Origin of the sequence: Epilithonimonas hispanica, from assembly GCF_003385395.1 — a bacterium.
Lineage (GTDB): Bacteria > Bacteroidota > Bacteroidia > Flavobacteriales > Weeksellaceae > Epilithonimonas > Epilithonimonas hispanica.
The window spans coordinates 1-1,033 of the sequence record NZ_QNUG01000113.1 but is presented as its reverse complement, the minus strand read 5'-3'; the positions used below and the strand labels follow the sequence as shown (position 1 = coordinate 1,033).

Below are 1,033 nucleotides of genomic sequence, written 5' to 3'. Positions count from 1 at the left end.
TAACCTGAGTTCGGGATAAGAATAGAAATAAGATTTGTGTAAAATAGCAATAATTCGTATATTTAAGTATCTAACATTCAAATATTTAAACGAATTACTGCTATGGATTTGAAAGACCAAATTACGAATATTTTTGTACAAATTGATGATTTTTGTAAAGAGTTTAATGCTCAAATCAAGAAAATGAAACTTGAAGCACTCGGCGATAGCAAGAAAAGAAGAAACAGAGCCTCACTAATGTCAGATTCTGAAATGATCACCATTATGATTGGCTTTCATCTGGGCGCTCACAAAACGTTTAAGCATTATTATAAAGAAATTGTTTGTGGCTACTGGAAAGACTTATTTCCTAAAAGCCTGTCTTACAATAGATTTATTGAACTTCAGCAAAGAAGCTTTGTGGTTTTTGCCTTGTTTCTGAAAGAAAAATGTTTGGGAAAATGCACAGGAATAAGTTTTATGGACAGTACAACTTTGAAAGTTTGCAGAAATCAAAGAATCCATAATCACAAAGTTTTCAAAGGTTTAGCAGAGCGCGGAAAGTCTTCAATGGGTTGGTTTTATGGGTTCAAGCTTCATCTGATTTGCAATGAAAAAGGAGAGCTATTATCCTTTTATATAACGAAAGGGAATGTGGATGACCGAAATCCGAAACATATTAAAAATATGACAGATCAACTCTTTGGAAAACTCTTTGCCGACAAAGGATACCTTTCCAAAGCACTTTGGGAGATGCTTTTTGCAGATGGAATACAGCTTTTCACAAAACTTAGAAAGAATATGAAAAATCATATTATGAAAATGGAAGACAAGATTTTGCTGAGAAAAAGAGCCATCATTGAGACAATAAATGATGAATTGAAGAACCATTGTCAGGTAGAACACACCAGACATAGAAGCGTGAACAATTTTATGATGAACATTTTGGGAGGGCTAACCGCTTATTGCTTCTTTCCAAAAAAACCGTCACTCAACTTGAAAAAAGTAAATGACGGTCAATTATTTTTAAACTTCGCTTAAACCGAACTCAGGT

The 1,033-nt window shown here is 33.6% G+C and carries 1 protein-coding gene; it reads left to right on the top strand.

Annotated elements, in window-relative coordinates; genetic code table 11:
• Positions 1-102 precede the first annotated feature (102 nt).
• Complete coding sequence (locus DRF58_RS18080) at positions 103-1,020, top strand: IS982 family transposase (RefSeq protein WP_063970545.1); 918 nt, start codon at positions 103-105, stop codon at positions 1,018-1,020.
• Positions 1,021-1,033: the final 13 nt, after the last annotated feature.

What these genes read in the sequence shown, in the direction of transcription:
- DRF58_RS18080 (WP_063970545.1), top strand. Translation starts at nt 103, where the DNA reads ATGGATTTGAAAGACCAAATTACGAATATTTTTGTACAAATTGATGAT.